Source organism: Janthinobacterium sp. Bl 1 (genome assembly GCF_058215535.1).
In genome coordinates this window covers 5919192-5944250 of sequence record NZ_CM177086.1, presented here as the reverse complement: position 1 = coordinate 5944250, position 25059 = coordinate 5919192, and the positions used below count along the sequence as shown (strand labels likewise).

The 25059-nt window shown below is 65.1% G+C and carries 18 protein-coding genes and 1 pseudogene; 11 read left to right on the top strand and 8 right to left on the bottom strand.

Features of this window, described 5'->3' with window-relative positions:
- Positions 1-93: 93 nt before the first annotated feature.
- Positions 94-999: a LysR family transcriptional regulator gene (locus AC4BCN_RS26805; RefSeq protein WP_490492166.1), complete on the top strand. Its 906-nt coding sequence runs from the start codon at positions 94-96 to the stop codon at positions 997-999.
- A gap of 100 nt (positions 1000-1099) precedes the next feature.
- Positions 1100-1501: a ribosomal maturation YjgA family protein gene (locus AC4BCN_RS26800; protein WP_490492165.1), complete on the top strand. Its 402-nt coding sequence runs from the start codon at positions 1100-1102 to the stop codon at positions 1499-1501.
- A 6-nt stretch (positions 1502-1507) separates the two neighbouring features.
- Here the strand turns inward: AC4BCN_RS26800 and AC4BCN_RS26795 are convergent, their stop codons facing one another.
- The 3 genes from AC4BCN_RS26795 to AC4BCN_RS26785 form a co-directional block, all read right to left on the bottom strand.
- A complete protein-coding gene (locus AC4BCN_RS26795; protein ID WP_490492164.1) occupies positions 1508-4336 on the bottom strand; it encodes a M16 family metallopeptidase in 2829 nt (942 codons plus the stop codon).
- A gap of 90 nt (positions 4337-4426) precedes the next feature.
- The gene (locus tag AC4BCN_RS26790) at positions 4427-4768 is read right to left on the bottom strand and encodes a hypothetical protein (protein ID WP_456147829.1); all 342 of its coding nucleotides are present in this window, start codon (positions 4766-4768) and stop codon (positions 4427-4429) included.
- Positions 4769-5497: a P-loop NTPase family protein gene (locus AC4BCN_RS26785; RefSeq protein WP_099401722.1), complete on the bottom strand. Its 729-nt coding sequence runs from the start codon at positions 5495-5497 to the stop codon at positions 4769-4771. It abuts the gene before it with no gap.
- A 191-nt stretch (positions 5498-5688) separates the two neighbouring features.
- Here AC4BCN_RS26785 and AC4BCN_RS26780 point away from each other — a divergent pair, with 191 nt between their 5' ends.
- Positions 5689-7461: a GGDEF domain-containing protein gene (locus AC4BCN_RS26780; protein ID WP_490492163.1), complete on the top strand. Its 1773-nt coding sequence runs from the start codon at positions 5689-5691 to the stop codon at positions 7459-7461.
- On the opposite strand, the gene AC4BCN_RS26775 is transcribed toward AC4BCN_RS26780, so the two are convergent.
- The gene (locus AC4BCN_RS26775) at positions 7451-7933 is read right to left on the bottom strand and encodes a CinA family protein (RefSeq protein ID WP_490492162.1); all 483 of its coding nucleotides are present in this window, start codon (positions 7931-7933) and stop codon (positions 7451-7453) included. The two genes, AC4BCN_RS26780 and AC4BCN_RS26775, sit on opposite strands and share 11 nt — an antisense overlap.
- A gap of 223 nt (positions 7934-8156) precedes the next feature.
- Here AC4BCN_RS26775 and AC4BCN_RS26770 point away from each other — a divergent pair, with 223 nt between their 5' ends.
- From AC4BCN_RS26770 to AC4BCN_RS26760, 3 genes are read left to right on the top strand one after another with little or no spacing between them, the layout of a single operon-like run.
- Positions 8157-8774, top strand: a complete 618-nt coding sequence (locus tag AC4BCN_RS26770) for a TOL_0243 family YfiR-like periplasmic protein (RefSeq protein ID WP_181878010.1) — start codon at positions 8157-8159, stop codon at positions 8772-8774.
- Positions 8775-10805: a sensor histidine kinase, YfiR-like protein-associated gene (locus tag AC4BCN_RS26765; protein ID WP_490492161.1), complete on the top strand. Its 2031-nt coding sequence runs from the start codon at positions 8775-8777 to the stop codon at positions 10803-10805.
- Entirely contained in the window at positions 10802-13390 is a 2589-nt protein-coding gene (locus AC4BCN_RS26760) for an EAL domain-containing protein (protein WP_490492160.1), read from the top strand. The genes AC4BCN_RS26765 and AC4BCN_RS26760 overlap by 4 nt, the downstream gene beginning before the upstream one ends.
- Positions 13391-13402: 12 nt before the next feature.
- Here AC4BCN_RS26760 and thiL read toward each other — a convergent pair.
- Positions 13403-14377 (bottom strand): annotated as a pseudogene (thiL, locus tag AC4BCN_RS26755) (thiamine-phosphate kinase); the annotation flags it as partial.
- An 89-nt stretch (positions 14378-14466) separates the two neighbouring features.
- Here thiL and AC4BCN_RS26750 point away from each other — a divergent pair.
- Positions 14467-15072 carry a hypothetical protein gene (locus tag AC4BCN_RS26750; RefSeq protein WP_490492159.1) on the top strand — a complete coding sequence of 202 codons (606 nt, stop codon included), beginning with the start codon at positions 14467-14469 and terminating at the stop codon, positions 15070-15072.
- On the opposite strand, the gene AC4BCN_RS26745 is transcribed toward AC4BCN_RS26750, so the two are convergent.
- On the bottom strand, positions 15069-15590 hold the full coding sequence (locus tag AC4BCN_RS26745) for a MarR family winged helix-turn-helix transcriptional regulator (protein ID WP_490492158.1): 522 nt from the start codon (positions 15588-15590) through the stop codon (positions 15069-15071). The genes AC4BCN_RS26750 and AC4BCN_RS26745 overlap by 4 nt on opposite strands.
- A 120-nt stretch (positions 15591-15710) precedes the next feature.
- Here AC4BCN_RS26745 and AC4BCN_RS26740 point away from each other — a divergent pair, with 120 nt between their 5' ends.
- The 4 genes from AC4BCN_RS26740 (at position 15711) to AC4BCN_RS26725 (ending at position 20401) form a co-directional block, all read left to right on the top strand.
- On the top strand, positions 15711-16904 hold the full coding sequence (locus AC4BCN_RS26740; RefSeq protein WP_490492157.1) for an MFS transporter: 1194 nt from the start codon (positions 15711-15713) through the stop codon (positions 16902-16904).
- A gap of 40 nt (positions 16905-16944) precedes the next feature.
- The gene (locus AC4BCN_RS26735) at positions 16945-17538 is read left to right on the top strand and encodes an SMI1/KNR4 family protein (protein WP_490492156.1); all 594 of its coding nucleotides are present in this window, start codon (positions 16945-16947) and stop codon (positions 17536-17538) included.
- Entirely contained in the window at positions 17531-17884 is a 354-nt protein-coding gene (locus tag AC4BCN_RS26730; protein ID WP_223278872.1) for a hypothetical protein, read from the top strand. Before AC4BCN_RS26735 ends, AC4BCN_RS26730 begins: the two co-directional genes overlap by 8 nt.
- 198 nt (positions 17885-18082) lie before the next feature.
- A complete protein-coding gene (locus tag AC4BCN_RS26725; protein WP_490492155.1) occupies positions 18083-20401 on the top strand; it encodes an NADP-dependent malic enzyme in 2319 nt (772 codons plus the stop codon).
- Between the two features lie 250 nt (positions 20402-20651).
- On the opposite strand, the gene AC4BCN_RS26720 is transcribed toward AC4BCN_RS26725, so the two are convergent.
- Positions 20652-21665 (bottom strand): response regulator, encoded by a 1014-nt coding sequence (locus AC4BCN_RS26720; protein ID WP_490492154.1) that lies wholly within the window; start codon positions 21663-21665, stop codon positions 20652-20654.
- Complete coding sequence (locus AC4BCN_RS26715) at positions 21662-25009, bottom strand: MHYT domain-containing protein (protein ID WP_490493638.1); 3348 nt, start codon at positions 25007-25009, stop codon at positions 21662-21664. The genes AC4BCN_RS26720 and AC4BCN_RS26715 overlap by 4 nt, the downstream gene beginning before the upstream one ends.
- Between the last annotated feature and the right edge of the window lie 50 nt (positions 25010-25059).

Sequence of the window (25059 nt, the reverse complement as noted above, 5' to 3'; positions counted from 1 at the left end):
TCGCTTCATCAAGGGGAATGCCTGCATGATGAAAGCAAAGCCATTTATGCACTAGACTATCTCATCGAAGAACATTTATGAGTTGAATTCACAATGGCCAGACTGGAAGTGAACCGCTCCGGCGAGCTGGAAGTGTTTGTGCGCGTGGTCGAGCTCGGTGGCTTTTCCGCTGCCGCGCGCGTTTGCGGCATGACGCCATCGGCCGTCAGCAAGCTCGTCTCGCGTCTGGAAGAGCGCCTGGGCGCGCGCCTGCTGAACCGCTCCACGCGCCAGCTGCGGCTGACGGCCGAGGGTTGCGGCCTGTACGAACGGGGACAGCAAGTGCTGGCGGCGCTGGACGAGGCCGAGCGCTGCGCCGGCGTGCAGGATGTGCCGCGCGGCAGAATCAAGGTCAATGCGAACGTGCCGTTCGGCCAGCATTTCTTGTTGCCGCTGGCGCCGTTGTTTCTCGAACGCTATCCCGAGGTGACGCTCGACATCGTGCTCACGGACGCCGTCGTCGATATCCTCGAGCAGCGCACGGACGTGGCCGTGCGGGCGGGACCACTGAAAAGCTCCAGCCTGCTGGCGCGCAAGCTGGGCCAGACGCGCATGGTCATCGTGGCATCGCCAGCCTACCTGGCCCGGCGCGGCACGCCGCAGACTGCCACAGATCTGGCATCGCACAAATTGCTCGACGCCAATTACGCGCGCGCCCGCTCGGGCTGGCCGCTGCGCCTGCCCGAGGGCGACATCGTCGTGCCCGTCACGGGTAATGCACAGGCCAGCGATGGCGAAGCCTTGCGGCAACTGGCGCTGGCGGGGCTGGGACTGGCGCGCCTGGCCGCCTTCCAGGTGCGCGCCGATATTGCGGCCGGCTGGCTGCAGGCCGTGCTGGAAGAGTTCAACCCGGGCGACAGCGAGGAAGTGCATGCCGTGTTCGTGGGGCAAGGCGGGCACGTGCCGCTGCGCGTGCGCGTCTTTCTTGACTTCCTGGCGCAGCACGTCGAGCTTGGCTGAGGTTGTCCATGCGCATTAGGCTGCATCCGGACTCGGCCGCGCAGTACAATATCGGACGGGCCGCAATGGTTCGGCCCGTATTGTGCCTTTGAATGGAAATATGTTCCTGGTAAAACCTGAACGCCGCCGCCTGCTGCAGGTGGGCGCAACCGTGGCTGTCATCGCGCTGGGCCTGGCTTCGCGCGCCTTTCCCCAATTCGTCCCTGCCGCGCTCGGCAAGTATCCGGGCGACGCCCTGTGGGCCATGATGATCGTCTTTGCGCTGGGCATCGTCGCCACGCGCATGCGCACGTGGCAGCTGGCGCTGACGGCCTTGCTGATCTGCTTTGCCGTGGAATTCGGCCAGCTATACCAGGCGCCGTGGATCGTCGCGTTGCGCGCGCATCCGCTGGGACACCTGGTGCTGGGCTCCGCCTTCGGCTGGGCCGACCTGATCGCCTACACGGCGGGCGTGGCGATCGCGGCGCTGGTGGATCAAGCGGCGCTGTTCAAGCGCCGCTAATCCTGATTACTTGACGTTACCCTCCGCATCGCGCAATTCAACGGGCGCCAGCTTCAGCTTCGACAATTGCGGGGCGATCTTCGCCTTGTCGCCCACGCCGATGACGATCAGCTTTTCCGGCTGCAGGTATTTTTTCGCTACCTGCTGCACCTGCTTGTCCGTCACGCTGGCAAAGCGCTGCGGCAAGGTCGTGTAATAGTCGAGGCCCAGGCCGTAGATATACGTGTTGGCCATGCTGGCGCTGATGCTGGCATTCGTCTCGAACTGGCCGGGCAAGGACAGCACTTGCGAGTTGCGCGCATTCGCCAGTTCTTGGCGAGCCAAGGGTTTGGCGATCATGGCGCGAATTTCTCTGACGGTTTCCGACACGGCCGGGCCCGTCACATCGGTGCGCACGCTGGCGGCAATCGAGAACGGTCCAGGCTGATTGCGGTACTGGAATTGCGAGCGCACGCCATACGTGTACCCCTTTTCTTCGCGCAAGTTGGTGTTCAGGCGGCTGGTAAACAAGCCGCCGAGCGCCGCGTTCATCACTTGCAGCGGTGCGTAATCGGGCGTGGCGCGCGGCACGGCGATGGTCGACAGGCGCACGGCCGTTTGCGGCGCCCCCGGCTTGTCGACCAAAATCAATTTTGCTTTCGTCGTCTGCGGCGCGGCGGCCACGGACGGCGCCACCGTGCCTGCCTTCCAGCTGCCGAACTTCGCTTCGGCCAGCGCCTTCAATTCCGCCTCGCCGATATCACCTGAAACGATCAGCGCCGCATTGTTCGGCAGGTAATGCTGCTGCCAGAAACCTTGCAGGTCGGCGCGGCTGGCCGCTTTCAAGGCTGCTTCCGTGCCCAGCTGGATGTAGCCATATGGATGCTGCGGGCCGTACAGGGCCGCCGCCTCCACGCGGGCTGCCACGGCGCCCGCGTTTTCGCGCTGCTGCGCCAGTTCGCCGATGCGGCTGGCGCGCTGGCGCTCGACTTCTTCCTGCGGGAATTGCGGGTGCAGCACCACGTCGGCCAGCACGTCGAGCGCTTGCGGGAACGTGGCTTTGAGCGACGTCAGCTGGGCAAACGAGGCGTCCACGCCGGAGCCCGTATTGAGCAGGGCGCCCAGCTGCGCCACGTCGTCGGCGATCTGCGGCGCGCTGCGCGTGGCCGTGCCTTCCTGCAGCAATTGCGCCGTAAAGCTCGACAAGCCCGGCTGCGCCAGCGGATTGGCGCCCGAGCCGCTCTTGATGACCAGCTGGCTGGACACGAGCGGCACGGCGCCGTTGTAGTGGTGGATCACGGTCAGGCCGTTCGCCAGGGTGAACGATTTTCCTTGCGGTAAAACAATCTTCGGTGCGGGACCGGCCTTCGGCACGGCATTGCGCCATGGCTCGTCCGCATTGATGGCCGTGCCTGGCGCAGGCTTGACCTTGCCCGGCGCCGGCGTCGGCACTTCGGCGCCCAGGTCCGGCGTGCCGGGCACGCCATAGACCACCACGCGCGACTGGTTCTTCAGGTACTGGTCGACGGCGCGCTGCACGCCGGCCGCCGTCACCTGGCGGTAGCGTTCGATATCCTTGGCCAGATAGCCGGGGTCGCCCACGTATTGGTTGTATTCGTTGAGCAAGTTGGCCACGCCGTGGCCACCCATTTTTTCCACCTGGCTCAGCATGCTCGTCTCGATGCTGTTGCGCGCCCGCTCCAGTTCCTTCTCGGTCGGGCCCTTGGCGCGCAATTGCTCCAGTTCGACCTGCAGGGCTTGCTCGATTTCCTCGGGCTTGCGGCCCGGGCGCGCCGTCGCGTCGATGGTGAAAATCGACGTGAGGGCGTTCGAGCCCTGGCTGGCGCCCACGTCCTGGGCGATCTGCTTGTCGTACACCAGGGATTTATATAAACGGCTGGACTTGCCGCCGGCCAGGATGTGCGCGGCCATCGACAATTCCGCGTCATCCCTGGTGTAGGCGGACGGCGTCAGCCAGGCCATGAAGACGCGCGGCAACTCAACCCGGTCCTGCACCACGATGCGGCGTTCCTGCGTGATGGGCGGTGTCACGACATTCGGTTTCGGCACGGCCGGGCCGCTCTTGAAGCTGCCAAAATACTTGTTGACCAGTTCCTTGGTCTTCGCCTTGTCGATATCGCCCGCGATCACGAGGCTGGCGTTGTTGGGCCCATAGTATTTGCTGAAGAAATCCTTGATGTCGGCCAGTTTCGCGTTCTGGATATCCGCGTGCGAGCCGATGACGCTGGCGTAATACGGGTGGGTCTTGGGAAACAGCTGGTGGTACAAGGCTTCCTGCACGATGCCGTACGGCGCATTCTCGACGCTCTGGCGGCGCTCGTTGCGCACCACGTCCTGCTGGTTCGTCAGCGCCGTCTGGTCGAGCACGTCGAGCAGATAGCCCATGCGGTCGGAATGCGTCCACAGGGCCAGTTCCAGCTGGTTCGACGGTACCGTGTCGAAATAATTGGTGCGGTCGAAATCCGTGCTGCCGTTCGAATCGGTGGCGCCCGCGCCTTCGAGCAACTGGTCGGCCATGCCGCGCGGCACGTGCTTGGTGGCGGCAAACATCATGTGCTCGAACAGATGCGCAAAGCCCGTCAGGCCCGGCGCTTCATTGGCCGGCCCCACGTGGTACCAGATGTTGACGGCCGTGACGGGCAATTTATGGTCTTCCACGAGGATGACGTCGAGGCCGTTCGGCAAGGTGTATTTTTCGTAGGCGATATTGGGCACGGCCGTGGCGCCCGTCGTGACGGCCGCATCGGCCGCATCGGCAGCATGGGCGAGGGTGAGCGGGGCGCCGTACAGCGACAGCAACAGGGCGGGAATGGCCAGCAGTTTGATCGGTTTCATGCATGCTTCCAGGGATGGGTGGAGAAGACGCTGCGGCTCGCTCGTGGCTGGCGCAGCGCGACGTTACTACGGCCGGTGCTACGGTCGGTGCTACAGTGTATACAGCAGGGCCGCGCCACCGAGCACCAGCAGCGCGCTGGCGATGGAGACGATGGCGGCCGCGCCCAGCAAGCGCCATTCGCGCGGAGAAAACCAAGCGGCGGACAGCGGCGCTTGCGGCACAGGCTGGGGCACGGCCGCAGGCAAGCCGCCCGCCGCGCGTGCCTGGGCCGCCAGCGCCTGCGTGGCAGAATCCAGCAGGGCCAGCTGGCGCTCGACGGTTTCCGCCAGCACGGCTTCGTTCAGCGCCACGAGGGCGAATATGGGGTCATCGACGTCGACCTTGATGCCCGTCTTGTCGAACACGTGGCTGCGCAGTTTGTGCTGGTCCATCTACCACTGCACCTTGTCGAGCTGTTCGAAGATGTCGCGGTAGACGACCTTGATGCGCTGCTTTTCCATGATGTTGAACTTGTCGTTCTGCAGCACTTCCTGCATCGTCAGGCGCGCCGTGTTCATTTTCTTGACGTCCGCACCAAAGGTGTCGGGATTGCGCTGGCTCAGGGTGATGCTGCCTTTCACGCGCGCGCGGTTGTCGCTGTACGACTGCGATTCGACGAACTGCTTGCCGGACGCCGATTGCAGCAGGCCGAAGTGTTCGTTTTGCCACAGCACCAGCGGCACCTTGGTCGATTGGGCCGTCGCGACAAAACCCGTGGCCGTGTCGTGCAGGGTGTCGCCGCCGCCGACGATGGTGTGGATGTAGACCTTGCGGCCCGATTCTTCCAGCAGCGAGAAACAGTCGTTTTCCAGCAGATAGCCCATCAGCGGCGAAAACGTGTTCGCGCCATTGTCGATCACGCAGTTGCCGTCCGTGTCGAGAATGTCGATCATCAGCGCGTCGAAGCGTTTCGGGTCGATGTTGCGCGCATCCGTCATCACGGGCACATGCTTGACCTGCATCGCCTTGTAGCGCGAGAACGTGGCGTTTTCCTGATCGGTGTCATAGCAGCGCAAAGGCGTGTCGTCCTTGCCGCCTATCCACTGGGCCAGCAGGGTCGAGACGAGGGTCTTGCCGATGCCGCCCTTGCCCTGCAGGATGAAATGTACCGTGTTTTGCATTGCGACTACTCCAAGTTGTTGCGTCAGTGACAATCAAAGATCCGTGACAGCGTCGACTGGCATTTTTACCACAATCCTTTGCAAATATGCCATGCGGAACAGCGAATCTGGTTATGATGTTAATCAGGATACCATTGATGTAGAGCAAGTTTTGTGTGAAAAATGCACCCCAGCGTGTGAATGAGGACGCAGTGCCGATCTCCAGTCTCGATAAAGCCGACATTGACCGTCTGAATCAGCAGGCCCTGTCTTGCCTGGTCGGCAACCGCCGCCAGGCGCGCCGGCTGGCGCAGATGGCGCTGGCGGCGGCGCAACGGCAACAGTATGCGCGCGGCGGTGCGTATGCGGAACTCAATCATTGCTGGCTCGCGTATTACGCGGGCGAGGCCGAACCGTCATGCGAGCGCCTGGGCGCGTATTTCCAGCACACCGGCGACCTGGAAGGGGGCATGGAAGTGGCCGCCCTGCAGGGCGCGTATGCGAGCCGGCGCGGCGATTTTGCCGATGCCGAGCAGCATTTCCTGCAGGCGCGCAGCCAGGCCGCGCAGATACCCGACTCCCTGCACAAATTCATGCTGTACGCGCGCCTGGGCGTCGATGCCCTGAACCGTGGCGATACGCAGGACGGCCCGCGCAATTTCCTGCTGGCGCTCGACATCGCCGAGCGTTTCGGCAGCCCTGCGCACCGGGTCAACAGCCTGTCGAACCTGGCGTCGTCGCAGCATGACCTGGGCAACGATGAAGACGCGATTCCCCTGCTGGTCGAGGCGCTCGAGATCATCGGCACGCAAAAACTCAAATACCAGCAAACCATCGTCTCGGCCAACCTGGCCATGTGTCTATTGGCCACTGGCAAGCCGGCCGAGGCGCTGGCGCTGGTGGAACCGTTTTACGAGTGGCCGGAAGAAGACCTGGCCGTGCGCGCCTTTCTGTTCTGCATCGCCGCTCACGCGGCCATCCTGTTGCACCAGCCCGACAGCGCCCTGCAATTGCTGTTGCGGGCCGAAGAGTACGCGCGCCGGGGCCAGGACCTGGAAGAGCAGATGCATGCGTGGCTGGTGCGCGGCAAGCTGGACCTGCACGCGGGCCAGACGGCGCAGGCGCTGGCGTCGCTGACGCAGGCGCACAGCCTGCTGAGCTGGACGCGCAATCCGTTTCACCAGCAGCAGATCCTGCGGGGACTGGCCGACATCAACGCCCAGCTGGGCGAATGGCAGGCCGCGTATGGCTTCCTGCAGCAATATCAGGCAGCCTACGAAGCCAGCAGCAAGTCGGCGCGCGCCTCGCGCAGCCTGATGCGCAATCTGGAAAAGGAAATGCACAGCCTGAAGGCCGAGCGCGACAAGGCGCTGGAGCTGCAGGCGGCGCGCGAATCGGAAAACGTCAAGCTCGAGCACCTGAACCGCGAACTGGCGCACCAGATCCTGCACGTCAATTCCCTGCAGGACAGCCTGAAGGAACAGGCCATGCGCGACCACCTGACGGGGCTGTACAACCGCCGCCATTTTGAAACCTGCCTCAATGCCATCCTGCACGAGGCCGATGCGGATGCGCCCGTGGCCATCGCCATCATCGACCTGGATTTTTTCAAGCGCGTCAACGACACCTACGGGCATAATTTTGGCGATGAAGTGCTGATCCAGTTCGCGCGCCTGGTGGAAGGCCAGCTGCGCGGCACCGATATGGTCTGCCGTTATGGTGGCGAGGAATTCTGCCTGCTGTTGCGCGAAGCCGACAGCCTCATCGCCGCGTACAAGATCGACGATATCGCCGCGCGCTACCGCCAGTTGCTGATTCAGCAGGCGCCGCACAGCTTGACGGGCTGCACCTTTTCCGCCGGCATCGCCGAGTATCCGCGCCACGGCGCCGGCCGCCACGAATTGCTGATGCGCGCCGACAGCGCGCTGTACGCGGCCAAGCAGGCGGGCCGCGACCGCGCCTGCATCGCCGACGCTACTGAATAAAGCGCAGCAGTTCGCGCAGCGCGTGCGCCACGGCCTGCTCGCGCACGGCCTGGCGGTCGCCGGCAAACACGAGCCGCTGCGTCTGGATGCGCCCGTCCATGGCCCAGCCGAAGCAGACGGTGCCGACGGGCTTGCCCGGCACGCCGCCCGTGGGGCCGGCGATGCCTGTGGTCGAGACGGCCACCTGGGCTTCGCTGTGGGCCAGGGTGCCTTGCGCCATGGCGGCGGCCACTTCCTCGCTGACGGCGCCGTGTGCGGCGATCAGTTCGGCAGGCACGCCCAGCATGCTGCGCTTGGCGCCGTTGGAATAGGTGACGAAGCCCCGTTCGAACCAGGCGCTCGAGCCCGCGATATCGGTGACGGCCTGCGCCACGCCGCCGCCCGTGCACGATTCGGCCGTGGCCAGCAGCAGGCCTTTCGCCTGCAAGGCCAGGCCGAGCGCGGTGGAGAGGGGGACGAGTTCGTTGCTCATGGATGACTCCTGCATGCGGTGAAAATGGTGGCAAGACTGTAGCATGGCCGATGGTAAAAGAAACTTTCCCCGGTAACAGCGAAAATGCGTACACTCTTTTATACATTTGCTACCACTTCGGGCCGGCAGGCGCTCTGTCGCTGCGCCACCCTGGTGCGCATCGCCCGAACAGGCAAGCGGCATGGTGCCGCGCCTTCGTATGCATTATCTTTACTCGGTTGTCATGGCAATTCTGAACTGGACCTGGTGGCATCATCCTGGCCCCTTGCGCCGCCCCGCGCGCGGCGCCGCTCGCCGCTCCCTGCGCTGGGGCTGGCTATTGCTGTTGCTGGGCGTGCTGTGCGCCGATGCGCGATCGCAGGTGCCGGGGGAGCTGGAACGCCAGGTCAAGGCCGCGTATCTGTACAAGTTTGCCGGCTATGTCGAGTGGCCAGACGGCAGCTTTGCCCGGCCCGACTCGCCGCTGGTGATCGGCGTGGCGGGCGCCGACGCGCTGGCCGAGCAGCTCGAGCAGAGCGTGGCCGGGCATAGTGTCCACGGCCGCGTCGTGCAGGTGAAAAAAGTGCGCCGCGGCGAAGCGCTGGCCGGGCTGCACGTGCTGTACCTGGGCGCGCTGGAGAAAACGGCGCTGCAGGAGATGCTGGCCGCCAGCCGTGGCCTGGCGTTGCTGACGGTGTCCGATTCGGATGAGGTCTACGCGATGGGCAGCATGATCAATTTTGTGATGGCCGAAGACAAGGTCCGCTTCGACGTGGCCTTGAAACCCGTGGCGCAGGCGCATATCCGCATCAGCGCGCGCATGCTGCTGGCCGCCTACCGCGTGCAGACTGGGGGCGCCTAGATGATCAGACTGCGTTCCATCCGCCACAAGCTGATGTCGGTGGTCTTGCTGACCACCCTGGTGGCGCTCGTCATTTCGCTGGGCACCATCGTCGTCTACGACTTGCGTGCCTACCACCGCAACCTGGTGGCCGACATCAGTACCCAGGCCGAGCTGCTCGGGCACATGAGCTCGGCCGCGCTGGCCTTCGACGACAAGCGCCTGGCGCTGGAAAACCTCAATTTGATGCGCATCCGTCCGCGCGTGACGGCCGGCGCCCTGTACAAGGCCGACGGCAGCCTGTTTGCCAGCTACCGCGCGCATCAGCACGTGGGCGAGCTGCCGGCGAAGGCGGGCAAGGAAGGCGTCAGCATCGCGGGCAAATCCGTCGAATTGTTCAAGCCCATCGTCGACAATGGCGAATTGCTGGGCACCGTGTATCTGCGTGCCGATTACGAGCTGGCCGGCCGCACGGCCGATTACCTGGCCATCGCGCTGAGCGTGACGGTGCTGGCGCTGCTGGTGGCCTTGCTGCTGCTGCGCCGCCTCGATTTCGTCATCACGCAGCCGATCCTCGACATCGCCGACGTGGCGCGCGAAGTGATCGAGACGGGCGACTATTCGCGCCGCGCGCGCAAGCTCAGCGTCGACGAAGTGGCGCAGCTGGTCGATTCCTTCAACAAGATGCTGGCCGAGATCGAGCTGCGCACGCAGGCGCTGGAGCGCTCGAACGGCGAGCTGGCGCGCGAAGGCGAGCAGCGCGCCGAGGCGCAGCAGGAAGTCATGCGCCTGAACCAGGAACTGGAAGTGCGCGTGCACGAGCGCACGATGCAGCTGGAAATGACGAATGGCGAACTGGCCATGGCGATGGAAGAGGCGCGCAGCGCCAACTATGCCAAGTCGGCGTTTTTGTCGTCGATGAGCCATGAATTGCGCACGCCGCTCAACGCCATCCTGGGCTTCGCGCAAATCCTCAGTTCCGACCGCCTGCCGTCGACCCTGGAACAAAAGAAGGAGTTCGCCGGCCATATCCTGAAATCGGGGCGCCACCTGCTGACACTGATCAATGAAATCCTCGACCTGGCCAAGGTGGAGTCGGGCACCGTCAGCCTGTCGCTGGAACCGGTGGGCCTGGACGCCATCTTGCAGGAATGCCGCGACATGATCGCGCCGCTGGCCAGCCAGCGCGGCATCGGCATGACCTTCCCCGACGCCTGCCCCCTGAACGTGCTGGCAGACCGCACGCGCCTCAAGCAAATCCTGTTGAACCTGTTGTCGAATGCGCTCAAGTACAACCGCGAGCAGGGGCAGGTAGCCATCGATTGCGCGCCGCAGGCGGGCGGGCGGGTGCGCATCAGCGTGCGCGATACGGGCGTGGGCCTCGACGGCGAACAGGTGGCGCTGCTGTTCCAGCCTTTCAACCGGCTGGGACAGGAGGGCGGCACGGAAGAAGGCAGCGGCATCGGCCTGGTGGTCACCAAGCGCCTGGTGGAGCTGATGGATGGCAGCATCGGCGTGACCAGCGCGCCCGGCGAGGGCAGCACCTTCTGGATCGAGCTGCGCGTGGTCGACGCCTTGCCCATGCCTGCGGCCCCCGCCTTGCCGCGGCCGGACCTGGCCGGGGCGCTGCTCGATCACAGCGCCCCCGTGACCTTGCTGTACGTGGAAGACAATCCCGCCAACCTGACCCTGGTCGAGGAAATCGTGCGCTACTGCCCGCAATTGCAGCTGTTGACGGCCACCGATGGCCGCCTGGGCGTGGAAATGGCGCGCACGCACCTGCCGCAGCTGATCCTGATGGACATCAACCTGCCGAACGTGAACGGCACGGATGCGCTGAAACTGCTGCGCGCCGATCCACGCACGGCGCACATTCCCGTCATCGCCCTGACGGCCAACGCCATGCCGGGCGACGTCGAGCGCAGCATGGCGCTGGGCTTCTACCGCTACCTGACCAAGCCGATCAACCTCGATGAATTTACCGAGGCGATCAACAGCACTCTGGCCTATGTGGCACAGCAGCGCCGGCAGAAGGGAACAGGCGCGCCATGATCAGCCAGGCCGATATCTACGCGGCGAAAATTCTCCTCGTCGACGACCAGGAAGTCAATCTGCGCCTGCTCGAGCATTTGCTGCACAGCGGCGGCTACACGGCCATCACCAGCACCCTCGACGCGCGCGCCGTGGCCGGCCTGCACCAGCGCCACCAGTTCGACCTGATCATCCTCGACCTGGTGATGCCCGGCATGAGCGGCTACGAGGTGATGGATGCCCTGCGTCCGCTGGAGCTGGAAGGCTACCTGCCCGTGCTGGTGATCGCCGCCGACCCGGACGCCAAGCTGGCGGCGCTGGAAGCGGGCGCGCGCGACTTCATCAGCAAGCCCTTCGATGCCCTGGAGGTGCTCACGCGCATCCGCAACATGCTCGAAGTGCGTCTGTTGCACCGCGCCGCGCGCCACTACAACACCCTGCTCGAACGCACGGTGGGCCAGCGCACGGCCGAACTGCAGCGCTTTCGCGGCGCCATGGACGCCACCACGGACGCCATCTTCCTCGTCGACGTGGTGGGCATGACCCTGGTCGACGTGAACGACGGCGCTTGCCGCCTGCTCGGCTATGCGCGCAACGAATTGCTGGCGCTGGCGCCGGGCACCTTGCTGCCATCGCCGCCGGCCCCGCCGCTTGCCGCGCTGCCGGGCGGCCCGGCCCATCTGGCCACGGAAGTGACGGAGTGCGAACTGGTGCGGCGCGACCTGAGCCTGATCCCCGTGGAACTGGGCTGGCACTGGTATGCGCAAGCGCCCGTGACGGGCGGCTATTCTGGCACCCCTGGCGCGGGCGGCCTGCTGCTGATCGCCGTGGCGCGCGACATCAGCGAGCGGCGCCAGGCGCAGGAGCGCCTCAAGCACCTGGCCCATTACGATGGCTTGACGGGGCTGCCGAACCGCAGCCTGTTCTACCAGACGCTGGCCCAGGCCGTGGAACTGGCGCAAGAGAAAAGCTGGCGCATCGTGGTGCTGTTCATCGCGCTCGACCGTTTTAAAAGCATCAACGACACCCTGGGCGCGGCGCTGGGCGACGAGCTGCTGCGCCAGTTCAGCAACCGCCTGGTCGAATGCGTGCGCCTGCGCGACACGGTGGGGCGATTGGGCAACGACGAATTCGCGCTGATATTGACGATGAGCCGCAACCAGCAGGAAGCCGTGGCCGTAGCCAACCAGGTGCGCGAAGCCCTGAGGGCGCCCTTCGACTTGCGCGGCCACGCGGCCACCCTGACGGCCAGCATCGGCATCGCCATGTATCCGGACGACGCCACCGACCCGGAAACCCTGATCAAATATGCGAATACGGCCATGGGCGGCGCCAAGCAGGCAGGCCGCGATGGTTACCGTTTCTTCACGGCCGGCATGAACGTGCAGGTGCTGGCGCGCCTGGACCTGGAACTGGCGCTGCGCCATGCGCTCGAACACGACCAGTTCATCCTGTACTACCAGCCCAAGGTGGATTTGCGCACGGGCCGCATCAGCGGCGTGGAAGCGCTGCTGCGCTGGCGCCGTCCCGGCTACGGCCTGGTGGCGCCTGCCGAATTCGTGCCCGTGCTGGAAGACACGGGCCTGATCGTGCGCGTGGGCGCCTGGGTGATCCAGGCCGCCTGCCGCCAGATCGCCGAGTGGCGCGACAGCGAAGTGGGACCCGTGCACGTGGCCGTGAACGTGTCGAGCCGCCAGTTTGCCGAAGGCGACCTGGAAGGCGAAGTGACGCGCGCGCTGGCGCATCACAACGTGGCGCCGGAATTGCTGGAACTGGAACTGACGGAAACGGCGCTGATGTCGAACGCCGAGCGCACCATCGTCGTGCTGGGCAAATTGAAGAAAATCGGCGTGAAGGTGGCGATCGATGATTTCGGCACCGGCTATTCGAGCCTCGCGTATCTGCAGCGCTTCCCCATCGACAAGCTGAAGATCGACATCGCCTTCGTGCGCAACATCACCAGCAACCCGAACGACGCGGCCATCGCGCTGGCCATCGTCAGCATGGCGCACAGCCTGAAACTGAGCGTCGTGGCCGAGGGCGTGGAATCGCGCCCGCAGCTCGAATACCTGCGGCGCAACCGCTGCGACGAGATCCAGGGCTTTTATTTCAGCCGCGCCCTGCCGACGCTGGAACTGGGGCAGATGATCGTCGCCGGCGCCGGCCTGCCGCCCGGCCACGACCCGGCCGCGCAGCCGGCGCAGACGCTGCTCATCGTCGACGACGACGTCAACGTGCTGTCGTCCTTGCACCGCCTGTTCCGTCCCGAGGGCTATCAGATTCTTACGGCCAGCACGCCGGCCGAAGGGTTTGAAATGCTGGCCCTGCACAGGGTACACGTGATCGTCTGCGACCAGCGCATGCCGAGCATGAGCGGCACGGAATTCCTCAGTAAAGTAAAAGAGCTGTACCCGGAAACCATCCGCATCATCCTGTCCGGCTACACGGGCCTGGAAGCCGTGCTCGACTCGATCAACCGGGGCGCCATCTACCGTTTTTATACGAAGCCGTGGGACGACACCCAGCTGCGCGACAACATCCGCCTGGCCTTCCAGCACTACTGGATGGTGAACCAGCCGGGGCTGGCGCGGGTGGCGGTGCGCTAGCCGTCCTAATGCGGTGAAGTGGTCGAAGGAAGACAGCTGCAGATCGAGCGGCTGTCCTGCCGCATCCACCAGCCGCAAGCCCGCTTTGGCCTCGATGCTGCCCACGCGCGTGGCTGCTGTGCCGCAGCTGGCCGCCAGGGCGGCGATGGCGTCGCGCGAAGAGGCGGGCGCCGTGAAGCACAATTCATAATCGTCGCCGCCGGCGGCCGTATAGCGGCGGCGCAAGCCTGTTTCCTGCTGCGCCAGCACGGGGCCGGCAGGCAGGGCGTCGACGTCGAGGGTGGCGCCCACCTGCGACGCTTTCAAGATGTGACCGAGGTCTCCCACCAGGCCATCCGAAATGTCGATGGCCGCATGCGCGAGGCCCGCTTCGGCCAGCGCGCAGCCGAGCGCCACGCGCGGCGTCGGCGTGTGCATGCGCGCGCCTGCCATGGCCAGGTCGGCTGGCGACAATGCCTGTTCCTTGCGGTAGCCGGCCAAGGCCAGGCGCGCGTCGCCCAGGGTGCCGCTGACCCAGATGTCGTCACCCGCCACGGCCGCGCTGCGGCGCAGGGCCTGGCCCGGCGCCAGTTCGCCGAACACGGTGATGCAGATATTCAAAGGGCCTTTGGTGGTGTCGCCGCCGATCAATTCGCAGCCGAACGCATCGGCCAGCGCAAACAGGCCGTCGGCAAAGCCGGCCAGCCAGCTGCGCTCCGCTTGCGGCAGGGCCAGGGCCAGGGTAAATGCCACGGGACGCGCGCCCATGGCGGCCAGGTCGGACAGGTTCACGGCCAGGCTTTTGTGGCCGAGCATGCGGGCGTCGGCGCCGGCAAAGAAGTGCCTGTCTTCGACCAGCATGTCCGACGAGATGGCGATCTGCTTGCCCGCGCCGGGCGTGATCAGCGCGCAATCGTCGCCGATGCCCAGGGTGGCGCGGCCGGGGCGCTGGCGCACAAAATATTGTTTGATCAGGTCGAATTCGGAAAGCGCGTCGTGTGGGGCCATGGCGTGGTCAGTTCGTTGAGTGAGGGTGTGGCCCGGCTATTATAGGCTGGCATACAATAGTCGCCTTTGCCACTGCCGAACAGCTTGCCATGCCCCTCCTCGATATTCATTTCTTGCTGCAATCCTGGCTCGACCACGGCTGGCTGCGCGACCCGCAAGCCGTCGGCTTGCGCACCTTCGAAGCGCAGGAGCTGGCGGAGCGCGGCTTCGACGCCATCAGCGACGGCGGCCAGCTGTGCCTGTACGAAGATGCGCGCCTGTTCCGCCGCGCCGGCCGGCCCGTGCCGGCGTCGTTCAAGGTGTATCTGCAGCGCGGCCAGCTGGGCGCGAATGGCCTGGAACTCGGCTATCAGGTACACCTGGCCGGTTTCCTGCGCGCGGCGCGGCAGCCCTTGCCGGCGTGTCGCGTGCTGCTGGAACACGGTGGCCGCAGCGGCGCCCTGCTGTTCGACAACGGACTGGTGCTGCAGTTCGCCACCAACTTGCGCGGCAAGCCCCGTCATTACTATCTGACCCTGGTCGAGGGACATGTGGCCGATGCCCAGCTACCGGACCGCGACAGCGATATCGACTTGCGCGCGGCCAGCGCACGCCATGTCCAGGCCATCTACGACAGCCGCGACCCTGCCGAACTGCGGCGTCTGGCGCGGCGCGGCAATGCGGCGCTGCGCGAGCTGGCGAGTCTGCTCGCCTAGCCTTTCTTCGCCTGCGCCATGCCGTGCAGCAGCTTGGCCAGCAACTGGTCGAGCTGGCGCTGTTCGTCCGCATCGAGCGCAGACAGCATGGCGCGCTCGTTCTCCACGTGCAGCAGCACGAGCTTTTCTATCAATTCCAATCCCTTTTGTGTCAGGGCCACCAGCACGCCGCGCCGGTCCGTCGGATGCTTCTGGCGTTCGATCCAGCCGGCCGCTTCCAGCCGGTCGATGCGGTTGGTCATGCCGCCCGAAGACAGCATGGCCGCCTCGTACAGGGCCGTCGGCGTCAGGCTGTAGGGCGCGCCCGAGCGGCGCAATGTCGCCAGCACGTCGAATTCGCCCGGCTGCAAGCCGTGTTCGGCGAACAGCGGATTGAGCCAGTCGCGCGCCATCAGCTGCGCCACCGTGCCCAGCTGGCCTACCAGCTGCATGGCGCGCGTGTCCATCTGCGGCAGCTCACGCTGCCATTGTGCGGCGGCAAATTGCGCGCGCGTGTGTTCTTGCGGGGTAGTTGTCATGGGCATCCATTTATCTCGACATAAAGATAGATTTCTATCTTTATGCTAAGATACTTTTCATCGAGTCATATTTGATGACGCATTAAACCATGTGCCTCCCAGCGAGGCAAGGACTATCCCATGCCTTCCGCCCGACCTGCCGCATCCCTTTCTGCTTCATCGTCTTCGGCCCTGCTAGTGGCTGCCATCATTCTGCTGGGCTTGAACCTGCGGCCTATCCTGGCCGCCATCGGTCCCTTGCTCGACAGCATCCAGGCCGGCACAGGCCTCAGCAATGCCGATGCGGGCTTGCTGACCACCGTGCCCGTGTTCGCCATGGGCCTGTGCGCACTGGCGGGCGCGCAGCTGCAGCGCCGGCTGGGCGTGGCGCGCGGCATCTCGCTGGGCATCGCCATCATCGCCGCCGCTTGCGCGCTGCGCTGGCCCCTGCATGGCAGCGGCGGCCTGATCGCCACGGCGGCCCTGGGCGGCCTGGGCATCGCGCTGGTGCAAGCCTTGCTGCCCGCCTTCATCAAGCGCCATTTCCCCGAGCGGGCAGGCCAGTTGATGGGCTTTTATACGACGGGCATCATGGGCGGCGCCGCCATTGCCGCCGCGTCCGCTTCGCCGTTGGCGCAATCGCTGGGCTGGCAGGCGCTGCTGGCCCTGTGGGCGCTGCCGGCCGTGGCCGCCGCGCTGCTGTGGCGCCGCGCATCGGCCGCGTGCGTGGAGGTGCCCGGCGGCGCGGGCGCCAGCCTGCCCGTGGGCAGTGGCCGCGCCTGGCTGCTGATGGTGTTCTTTGGCATCGGCACGGGCGCCTACACCTTGGTGCTGGCCTGGCTGCCGCCGTTTTACACGGAGCTGGGCTGGAGCGCGGCCGACAGCGGCTTGCTGCTCGGCGGCCTGACCCTCGTGGAAGTGCTGGCGGGACTGGTAATTTCCAGCATCATCCACCGTTTTCCCGACCGCCGCATCCTGTTGCTGGTCGTGCTGCTGGCCGTGCTGGGCGGCCTGGCCTGCCTGATTGTGGCGCCCGCGCAACTGGCGTTGCCCGCCGTGATATTACTGGGCTGCGGCATCGGCGCTTTGTTCCCCTTGTCGCTGATCGTCAGCATGGACCACGTGCGTGATCCGGCCGGCGCCGGCGCACTGCTCGGTTTCGTGCAGGGCGGCGGCTACATCATCGCCAGCAGCATGCCGTTCATCGCCGGCCTGATACGCCAGCACTCGTCCAGCCTGGCCCAGGCGTGGATGGTGATGGCCGCCGGCGTCGTGGTGCTGCTGCTGATCGCCGTGCGTTTCGCGCCGGGGGCGCGGCTGGCCAATACCCGCTAAGGTGCGCGTGCCGTGTGCCGGCAGCTGATATATTTCGCCCATGCACATCGTCGACCACTATTTGGCAGGATTGCGCCAGGCCTTGCCACCAGAGCCGCTGGCGGAGCTGGCGCTGGCCAGCGGCGCCAGCGCGGCGCAACTGGCCAGCTTGCGCCACGCGTATCCGCTGTGCCCGGACAGCCTGCTGCGCTTGCTGGGCCAGTACAACGGCACCTATTATCAGGAGTATGCGGGTGGCATGGTGCTGGTGTACATGCTGGGCTCGGACGTGTTCGAGTATCCGTATTACCTGAGTTCCGTCGAGCAGATCCTGCAGGACGGGCAGGCGAACCAGCGCAGCATCGCCGATATCTATGGCCATTACCTGGAGGAAGATCCCGGCATCGTCGACGCCCGCATCGACGCCGGTATCCGGCAAGGCCAGCGCCTGTGTTTTTCGCATTGCATGAATAATGGCGGCTCCTCGCGGCTGTATATCGATTTCACGCCCACGGCGTCGGGCAAGGTCGGGCAGGTCGTGCGCTTTCTGCATGACCCCGACAATTACCAGGTCATCGCCGACAGCTTCGACGCTTATCTGCAAATGCTGATCGATGGCGGTTATGCATTCCTGATCGAGGACTATTTTGAATAGTCGCGCCACGCCGCCATCCCTGCTGCCCGCCAACCGCCGCATCGTGCTGTCCGGCGAGGATGCGCTGCGCATCCTGCGCGAGATCGAATTCCTGCTGCAGTCGCTGCAGCACATCGGCCGCCATTATTATCCCGACGGCGACGATGACGGCGCCGATGCCCAGCGCCGTGCGCAGTATTGCGCGGAGACGACGCGCTTCATCGACGCGCAGCAAGCGACGACGCGACTGGCGCTGATGCGCCGCATTTTGTCCGCCCAATTCGACACCACTCTTGGGGACGACGAGATGGACGATATCGAGCGCGCCGTCGCCGCGCTGCCGCTGTGGCGAGCTCCCGGTCAGTGATCACAAAAACTAATTGAAATCTAAAATTTGATAGTTTTTCCTGTTGAGGACGTTTGTGCCGCCGGACGGCCTTACAATGCTAGGTTATGCGTTTTCGTGATATCAGACTGTGGCTAGCGGAAAATACCTAGCTAATTGAAAGAATCGGTCTGATAAAATCCGGAACACCCGATCGACCAAACAGGAAGGCAGCACAGCATGGATTCGTCATCTGATAAAAAAGAAGAATTGCGTCAACAATTGCGCTTGGCCGCACTCGAGTATCACGAGTGCCCGCGCCCCGGCAAAATCAGCGTGACGCCGACCAAACAACTGACCAACCAGCGCGATCTGGCACTGGCCTACTCGCCAGGCGTGGCGGCACCGTGCGAAGAAATCGTCATCGATCCGGCCAACGCCTATAAATACACGGCGCGCGGCAACCTGGTGGCCGTCATCACCAACGGCACGGCCGTGCTGGGACTGGGCAATATCGGCCCGCTGGCCGCCAAGCCGGTGATGGAAGGCAAGGGCGTGCTGTTCAAGAAATTCGCAGGCATCGACGTCTTCGACATCGAAATCAACGAGATGGACCCGGACAAACTGGTCGACATCATCGCTTCGCTGGAACCGACCTTCGGCGGCGTGAACCTGGAAGACATCAAAGCCCCTGAATGCTTCTACATCGAGCGCCAGCTGCGCGACCGCATGAAGATTCCCGTCTTCCATGACGACCAGCACGGCACGGCCATCATCGTCGGCGCGGCCATCCTGAACGGCCTGAAAGCCGTCGGCAAGAAAATCGAGGACTGCAAACTGGTCGTGTCGGGCGCGGGCGCCGCGGCGCTGGCCTGCCTGGACCTGATCGTCGACCTGGGCTTCCCGCTCAAAAACATCTACGTCACCGACCTGGCCGGCGTCGTCTACAAGGGCCGCACGGAACTGATGGACCCGGACAAGGAACGCTTCGCGCAAGACACGCCGCTGCGCACCCTGGCCGAGATCATCCCGGACGCCGACATCTTCCTCGGCGTCTCCGCCGGCGGCGTGCTGAAGCAAGACATGGTGCGCAAGATGGCGCCGAACCCGTTGATCCTGGCGCTGGCCAACCCGAATCCGGAAATCCTGCCGGAAGAAGTCAAGGCCGTGCGCAGCGACGCCATCATCGCCACGGGCCGTTCGGACTATCCGAACCAGGTCAACAACGTGCTGTGCTTCCCGTACATCTTCCGCGGCGCCCTCGATTGCGGCGCGACGACGATCACGCGTGAAATGGAAATCGCCGTCGTGCACGCGATCGCCGACCTGGCGCATGCGGAGCAGTCCGACATCGTGGCCACCACGTACGGCATCAGCAACCTGTCGTTCGGTCCTGAATACCTGATCCCGATGCCGTTCGATCCGCGTCTGCTGATCAAGATCGCGCCGGCCGTTGCCAAGGCGGCCGAGGATTCCGGCGTCGCCACGCGTCCGATCAAGGACTTGCAAGCGTACGCGGACAGCCTGCAGCAATTCGTCTACCGCAGCGGCACCTTCATGAAGCCGCTGTTCCTGATGGCCAAATCCACGCCGGCCGAACTCAAACGCATCGTCTACGCCGAAGGCGAAGAAGAGCGCGTGCTGCGCGCCGTGCAAGTGGTGGTCGATGAAAAACTGGCGCGTCCTATCCTGGTCGGCCGTCCACCGGTGCTCGAAGCGCGCATCCAGAAATTCGGCCTGCGCCTCAAGCAAGGCGTCGACTTCGACGTCATCAACCCGGACTTCGACGAGCGCTATCGCGATTACTGGAACACGTATTACGCGATGACGAGCCGCAAGGGCGTCACCGAGGAATACGCGAAGCTGGAAATGCGCCGCCGCCACACCCTGATCGGTTCGATGATGATCCACAAGGGCGACGCCGACGGCATGATCTGCGGCACCTTCGGCACCACCCAGCTGCACCTGAAATACATCGACCAGGTGCTGGGCAAGCGCGCCGGCAGCAATGTGTATGCGGCCATGAACGTCCTGATCATGCCGGAGCGCCAGCTGGTGATGGTCGACACGCACGTCAATGAAAATCCGGACGCCGAGCAGCTGGCCGAGATCACCATCATGGCCGCCGAAGAGATGACCCGTTTCGGTTTGTCGCCGCGCGCGGCCCTGCTGTCGCACTCGAATTTCGGTTCCAGCGACAGCGCCTCGGCGCAAAAGATGCGCGCCGCCCTGGCCATCGTCAAGGAACGCGCGCCGGACCTGGAAATCGACGGCGAAATGCACGGCGATACGGCCCTCGACAGCAAGCTGCGTCACAAACTGATGCCAAATTCGGCACTGAAGAACGACGCCAACCTGCTCGTCATGCCGAATATCGAATCGGCCAACATCGCCTACAACCTGGTGAAAACGGCGGCCGGCAACGGCATCGCCGTGGGCCCGATCCTGCTCGGCTGCGCCAAGCCCGTGCACATCTTGACGCCATCGGCCACCGTGCGCCGCATCGTCAACATGACGGCGCTGTGTGTCGTTGACGCAGTGGCCCAGCGCAAAGTCTAAGGCTGTCGCTGTCAGTTAAAAGCCGCGTCATCCGCAAGGGTGGGGCGAAAAAACGCGGCGGTGCGCCATCTGCAAGGCCGTCGCCAGGAAATTGCGAGTTATTTGATGTGCATCAAAATGCTCGACTTGCTGCCGGCCATAATGGCATCGAACTCCTTGCCCTTCCAGTGGTCTGCATCGGCGCCGGCGCCATCTGTCCGGCACTTTCTTGTGTGACGCAACAACGCTGGCTGTGGCGGGAGTTCACTTTTCAGGCGGCCGCGTGGCTTTCCTCTTTCTCTGCCCAGCGCAGCCGGATGGCGTCGATGGCGGGCAGTTCCTTGACAAACAGCTCGACCAGCCGCGCATCGAAATGGCTGCCTTGTTGCGCTTGTAAGTAGCCCACGGCGTCCGTCACCGACCACGCGCGCTTGTACGGGCGCACCGAGGTCAGCGCGTCGAAGACGTCGGCCACGGCGATGATGCGTCCCGCCAGCGGGATCGCCTCGCCCGCCAAGCCGTTCGGGTAGCCGCTGCCATTCCATTTTTCATGGTGCGACAGGGCGATCTCGCGGGCCAGCGCCAGCATGCCGCCTGCGGCATGTTCGCCGATGATGTCGGCGCCGATGCGCGCGTGCGTCTGCATGATGGCCCATTCGTCCGCATCGAGCTTGCCCGGCTTTTGCAGGATGCGGTCGGGGATGCCGATCTTGCCCACGTCGTGCATGGGCGCCGCGTGCAGCAGGTCGTCCGCGGCGGCCTCGTCCATGCCGGCGGCCACGCCCAGCAGGCGCGCGTAATGGCTCATGCGGATCACGTGCAAGCCCGTTTCATTGTCCTTGTACTCGGCCGCCAGGCCCAGGCGCTGGACGATCTGCAGCCGCGTTTCCTTCAATTCGTCAATGCGCACCAGCGACAGATGCGTGCGCACGCGGGCACGCACGATGGCAGGGCTGAGCGGCTTGGTGATGTAATCGACGGCGCCCGCTTCAAAACCGCTCAGTTCGTCGCGCATGTCGTTCAGGGCCGTGACGAAAATGACGGGGATGGCGGCCGTCAGCGGCGCCGCTTTCAGCTGGCGGCAGGTGTCGTGGCCGCTCATGCCCGGCATCATCACGTCGAGGAGGATCAGAGCCGGGCGTTCCTGCTGCGCCAGTTCCAGAGCCCGCGCGCCATCCTTGGCGAACAGCAGCGCGTAGTCGTTCTGCAAGATCTGGCGCAGCAATTGCAAATTGGCCGCTTCATCGTCGACGACGAGAATCACGGGCCTGGCTCGTGCATTCATGGGGACTCCGGGGAGAAGGTGGGCAGCAGGCCGTGCAGGAGCGACTGTGCCAGGGGGAAATCAAAGTCGTCGATGGCGTGCAGCAGCGGCGCCAGCGTATCCGCTTGCGCGCCCATGGCGTGCTGCAATTGTGCTTGCGCCGCGTCATCGAGTTCGCCGCGCTGCAAGGCCTGCAGCAGGGCGCTGGCCGCTTGCCGGGCGGCGGGTGCGTCGATGGCGCTCGTCGCCGTTGCCGCCGGCAATGCAGGCGGCGCCAGCCGGGCGATGGCGGCCAGGGCCGCCGGCCATTGCGTCAGCAGCTTGCCCAGCGTCTCATCGAGCTGTGGCGCCGTGGCGGGGCCAGGGCTGGCGCACGTTTGTTCCAGGGTCGCCAGGCTGGCGGCCAGCTGTTCCAGGCCGAGGTTGGCCGCCGCGCCGCGCAGCCGGTGACTCTGCGGCAGGAGCACCGCGTGGTCGCGTGCCTCGATGGCGGCCAGCAGGGCAGGCGGCACGCGCGGATGCTCGCGTCCGAAACGGGCCAGTGCCGCGCGGTAGGCGCTGTCGTTGCCGGCCCAGCGCTGCAGGGCGCCCGCATGGTGCAGCACTCTTCCTCCAGCGGGCGCGGGGCTGTCATCGGCCGGCTCCGCCGTCAGGCCCAGCACGCGGGCGATTTCCCGCGACAGCGCCTGCCATTCGACGGGCTTGGTGGCGAAACCGTCCATGCCGGCCGCCTGCGCCGCCTTGCGGTGCGCATCGAGCACGCTGGCCGTCATGGCGATCACGGGCACGCGCGGGCGGCCATCGCGCAGGGCGGCGGCACGGATGGCTTGCGTGGCGGCCAGGCCATCCATGCGCGGCATTTGCAAGTCCAGCAGCAGAATGTCGAAGTCATCCTGCTGCGTCAGCTGCAAGGCTTGCACGCCATCGCCTGCCGTGATCACCGTGTGGCCGCGCTTGCCCAGCAGCAGACTCAGCAGTTCCAGGTTTTGCGGCACGTCGTCGGCGGCCAGCACGCGCAGGGGCGGCAGGCGCACGCTGCGGCGTTCGCTGGCGGGCAGCGCCGCCTGGCGTGCCGGCAGCAAGGGCAGCATGACGTGGAATACGCTGCCGTGCGGCACGCTGGCGTCGGCCCAGATGCGCCCCTGCATCAGGGTCACCAGCTGCCTGCTGATGGTGGTGCCCAGGCCCGTGCCGCCAAAGCGCCGCGTGGTCGAAGCGTCCGCCTGCACGAAGGGATCAAAAATGGCATCGCGCCGTTCCGCGGCGATACCGATGCCGCTGTCCCGCACCAGCAAGTGCAGCTGGCCACCGTCGAGGCGCGCCGCCAGGCTGACACCGCCGCTGGCCGTGAACTTGATGGCGTTGTCGAGCAGGTTGCCCAGCACCTGCCGCATGCGCAATTCGTCACCATGCAGCACGGCCGGCAGTTGCGGATCGTACTGCACCTCCATGCGCAAACCCTTGTTGCGTGCATGAATGCCATACGTGGACGCCAGTTCATCGACCAGCGCCAGCAGGCTGTAGTCGCGCATTTCCAGCGCCACGGCGCCTCTGTCCAGCTTGGCCGTATCGAGCACTTCGTTGAGCAGGCGCAACAGCGAGCGTCCGGACTGCCGCACGGTATTGAGGTGGCGCCGCTGCTCCGGCGCCAGCGGCGAGTCGAGCAGCACATCGGTGAAACCGAGGATGGAATTCATCGGCGTGCGGATTTCATGGCTCATGTTGGCGACAAAGCTGGCCCGCGTGGCGGCCGCCAGCTCTGCCTTTTCCTTGGCCTTGCGCAAGTCTTCCTCCATCTGCCGCCGTTCGCTGATATCGAGGATGACGCCGTCGACCCAGCGCACGGCGCCTGCCGCATCGTGCACGACGGTGCCCCGCTCCCACAGCCAGCGGGCCGTGCCGTCGGCATGCAGCAGCCGGTATTCCAGCAGGTAGGGCTCGCCGCTGGCCACGCTGCGGTTGAAGACGTCGACGACGTAGGCGCGCTCTTCGCTGGCAATCAGGCCCGTGATGCTGCGGCGCGGTGTTGCGCCGAGAAAGTCGGCGGGCGGATAGCCGGTGACGGCTTCCACGCCATCGCTGATGAACAGCATGGGCTGGTTTTCCGCCGTGGTACAGCGGAAGGCGATGCCGGGAATATTGCCGATCAGCGAGCGCAATTGTTGCTCGCTTTCGCGCAGGGCAGCCAGCATGGCGCGCCGTTCGCTGATGTCCGTAATGAACAGCACATACAAATCCTGGTCGGCCAGACGCGCGCTGGCCACCGAACGCTGCACGGCGACCGGTATGCCATCCTTGCGCAGGTAGACGATTTCCTCGCTGGACTGGAAAGTGCCAGCCTCGCCCGTGCGCAGGTAATGGAGCAGGCCGTGTTGTTCCGACTGGCGCACGTCGCTGACCAGCACGCTGACATGGCGGCCGACAATTTCCGCCGACCGCCAGCCGAGGATGCGCTCGGCGGCGCCGTTGAAGTCGATGATGCTGCCGTGCCGGTCGATGGTGATGACGCCGTCGACCGTGCTCGTCAGCAGTGAACGGGTCCAGTGTTCGCTCTGGTTCAGGTGACGAAACAGTTCTCGGTAGCGCAAGATGCCTACTGCCGAGGCGACCAGGATCGTCAGGGCAATGGTCAGCAAGGTCACGCTGATCACCAGCATGGGCCGGTTGGCATCGGCATCATTGCCCGGGGGGATTGTCCCCACGAAGCGGGCCGCCTGCATGCCCATGTAATGCATTCCGGCAATCGCGCAACCCATGACGCAGGCGCTGATCAGCGTGCGTTGCGACGAGGGCACGCGGCTGCTCCAGCCGCGCAAGCCAAAACGTATCCACAGGGCCAGGGTGGCCAGCGCCACGGCAACGACGAGCGACAGCGCGAACAGCAGCGGATCGTAGCGCAGCGACAAACCCACACGCATGGCCTGCATGCCCGTGTAATGCATGGCGCCGATGCCCAGGCCCACCAGCAAGCCGCTGCGCAGCAGCAGCGGCGCCGTGACGGCGCGCCGACTGATGGTGGCCAGGGCCACGAACGAGGCCGCCACGCTGGGCACGATGGACAGCAAGGTCAGACCCGGGTCGTAATCGACGCTGGTGCCCAGCTCGAAGGCCAGCATGCCGATGAAATGCATGGCCCACACGCCGCAGCCCAGCGCCAGGCTGCCGGCCAGCAGGCACAGCAAGTGCAAGCGGCGGCTGATGCTCGCCTGCGCGCGGCTGTACGCCGTCATCTGGAAAGCCATCCACGACGTGAAAATGGCGATCACGAGCGACAGCAGCACCAGACCCGGCGCATGCTGGCCGTGGTGCAGCTGGGCCGGGTCGGCGGGAAGGTGGAACAGGTGCTGGACGCTGGCAGGTATCATCGTAGGCAAACAGGTGACGCGTTTGGCGCCGGCATGGACGCCTGCCGCCA